This is a genomic window from Mycobacterium sp. (assembly GCF_044342925.1).
Classification (GTDB): domain Bacteria; phylum Actinomycetota; class Actinomycetes; order Mycobacteriales; family Mycobacteriaceae; genus Mycobacterium.
Map to the genome: position 1 here is coordinate 1 of NZ_JBIIOV010000257.1, position 2797 is coordinate 2797.

The 2797-nt window shown below is 69.4% G+C and carries 3 protein-coding genes; all 3 read right to left on the bottom strand.

What is annotated here, in order from left to right:
• Positions 1-612: glutamate--tRNA ligase family protein (locus ADBZ6I_RS16980; protein ID WP_526385921.1), on the bottom strand; the 612-nt coding region annotated here is incomplete at its 3' end.
• A gap of 19 nt (positions 613-631) precedes the next feature.
• Complete coding sequence (locus ADBZ6I_RS16985) at positions 632-1318, bottom strand: nitroreductase family protein (RefSeq protein ID WP_526385924.1); 687 nt, start codon at positions 1316-1318, stop codon at positions 632-634.
• Entirely contained in the window at positions 1315-2388 is a 1074-nt protein-coding gene (locus tag ADBZ6I_RS16990) for an ATP-dependent DNA ligase (RefSeq protein WP_526385926.1), read from the bottom strand. Before ADBZ6I_RS16990 ends, ADBZ6I_RS16985 begins: the two co-directional genes overlap by 4 nt.
• Positions 2389-2797: the final 409 nt, after the last annotated feature.

Here is a 2797-nt window from a genome sequence, read left to right on the forward strand (position 1 = left end):
CTGGTCGATACCGGAGTGTGCGTCGTCCACGACGACGGCGAGGTTGTAGGCCGGCACCCCGTCGCCGCGGCGCAGCACGAAGTCGTCGACCACTCCGGTATAGCTGCCGTGCAGCAGATCGGTGACGGTGTAGTCGGCGCGATCGGTGCGCAGCCGCAGCGCCGGGGGACGGCCTGCCGCCCGCCGCTGTGCGCGCTGCTCATCGGTGAGGTGCCGGCAGGTGCCGGGATAGGCGCCCTCCGGTGCGTGCGGCGCCCGTGGTGCGTTGAGGATGTCCTTTCTGCTGCAGAAGCATTCGTAGACCAGGCCCTGGCCGGCCAGGTGATCGATCACCGCGTTGTAGCGATCGGGGTGGGCGGACTGCCACTGCGGTTGCTCGTCCCAGGTGATTCCGATCGCGGCGAGGTCGGCGAGTTGGCGGCGGGCTACGTCGTCGTGGGCGCGGTCGTCGTGGGCGCGGTCGTCGAGATCCTCCACCCGGATCAGGAACCGGCGCCCGGTCGAGCGGGCGAACAGCCACGCCAGCACGGCGGTGCGCAGGTTGCCGATGTGCAGATCGGCCGACGGGCTGGGCGCGAACCGGCCTGCCGCATGGTCGGGGGTGGTGAACATCCCTGTGAATGTACGACGATCAGCGGAAGGGCTGATTGCCGTAGCGGTCCAGGTGAACCACCTCGCCGATCGGCCGCCGGGTGGTGGGGCCGTAGCGCCCCTTGGCCCAGCCGATCGGGATGACGCACACCGGGACGATGTCGCGGGGCAGGCCCAGGATGCGTCGTGCGGTGGGAACCCACCAGATCGGCAGCGTCTGCAGTGACGCGCCCAGGCCGACGGCCCGGCAGGCCAGCAGCAGGTTCTGCACCGCCGGGTAAATCGACCCGTAGAACGAGGCCACCGAGATCTGCGGATGCCCCACCGGCCGGTGCTTGAGACCACGGCGGTAGCAGGGGATCACCAGGACCGGCAGCTCCGCGAAGTGCTCGGCCTGCCACTGCCCGGGGGCGATGTTGCGCTGTTGCTGGGCGTCACCGCGCGCCTGCCGCTCGACGATCGGGTTGAACAGCCGGTAGAGCCGCCGGTAGAGCTTGGCCAGGCGCGCCTTCTGGGCGGGGTCCTCCACCACGAGGTAGTGCCAGTCCTGGGTGTCGGAGCTGGTGGGCGCGCGCAGCGACAGCTCCAGCAGCGGCAGCAGCACCTCATGGGACACCGGGTCCAGGTGTAGCCGCCGGACCGCGCGCTGGGTGCGCATCGCCTCGTCCATCGGCATGCCCAACCGGGCCAGCGCCTCGGCCGGCTCCGGCGGTGTGAACGAGGTCATGTCAGCCCTTTCGTCGGCGGTTCGGCACGTCGCAGGTTCGGCACGATGTCGTACAGACTCGCGGTGTGCGGCTGCTCCAGCTGTTCGTATGTGCACGACCGCGGGTCGCGGTCGTCGCGCCAGCGGTTGAACTGGGCGGTGTGCCGGAACCGGTCGCCTTCCATGTGGTCGTAGCGGACCTCCACGACGAGTTGCGGCCGCAGCGGCACGAAGGACAGGTCCTTGCCGGCGTTCCACCGCGAGGTCTCTCGGTTGGCGCCGCCGGCCCATTGCCACGGGTGGTCATCGAAAGTGGTTACCAGCGGCTGTAATTCGGCGAAAAGCTCGCGACGCCGGGCCATCGGGAATGCCCCGATGACGCCGACCGACGCCAGGGTGCCGTCGTCCCGGTAGAGGCCGAGCAGCAGCGAACCGACCGCGTCGTCGCTGCCCTTGTGCAGCCGGTACCCGGCGACCACGCAGTCGGCGGTGCGCTGATGCTTGACCTTGAACATCACCCGTTTGTCCGGCGTGTAGGGGCCGGTGAGCGGTTTGGCGATCACCCCGTCGAAACCGGCGCCCTCCAACTCGTCGAACCAGCGGTGCGCGGTCGCCAGATCGGTGGTCGCGGGCGTGACGAGAAACGCCGGCCCGCAGCCGGCCAGTGCCTCGGCGAGAGCCGCCCGGCGCAGTTCGAACGGCTCGGCGCTGATATCCCGGTCGCCGAGGGCCAGCAGGTCGAAGGCGATGAACGAGGCAGGAGTCGCCGCGGCGAGCATGGTCACCCGCGAGGCCGCCGGGTGGACCCGCTGCTGCAACGAGTCGAAGGCCAGCCCGGCCTCGGTGGCGATGACGATCTCGCCGTCGATCACACAGCGTTGCGGCAGTTCGGCTTTCGCGGCGGCGACCAGTTCGGGGAAGTAGCGAGTGAGTGGGCGTTCGTTGCGGCTGCCGAACTCGACCTCGTCGCCGTCGCGAAAACAGATCGACCGGAAGCCGTCCCACTTGGGTTCGTAGGAGGCGCCGTCGGGAATGGTGGGCACCGACTTGGCCAGCATGGGTGACACGGGCGGCATCACGGGAAGGCGCACCACTTCATTGTGCCTGCCGTGGTCCGGACCGCCTGCCGGGCGTCGAGCGGCCGTCGACCGCCGAGCGATCTATACCCCTTACTCGATCAGCAGATGGCCGCCGGTGGCACCGGAACTGGGCGGTGCGCTGAGAATTCCTCGGGCGCGGGCCTTTTCGATCCAACTGACCACCGTGCGGGGGGTCACGAAGTACTCACGGGCCAGGCTCTGGGCGTAGCCGCGGCCCCGAGTGAGGTATTCGCGGGCGATGGTGGTCAGAAATTCGTCGGTGAGAACGCCGCGGCGTCGGATCGGCTGGATCGGACCGATCTACACGGCGGCCGAGGCCGGCTCCACAACGCTCAGCCGACGCGGTCAGCTACCCGGCCTCCCGGACCTGCCGGTCTTATTGGCGCACTTCGGATTGGAG

Coding starts and splice junctions, on each gene's coding strand:
- ADBZ6I_RS16985 (WP_526385924.1), bottom strand. CDS start 1,318: ATGACCTCGTTCACACCGCCGGAGCCGGCCGAGGCGCTGGCCCGGTTG.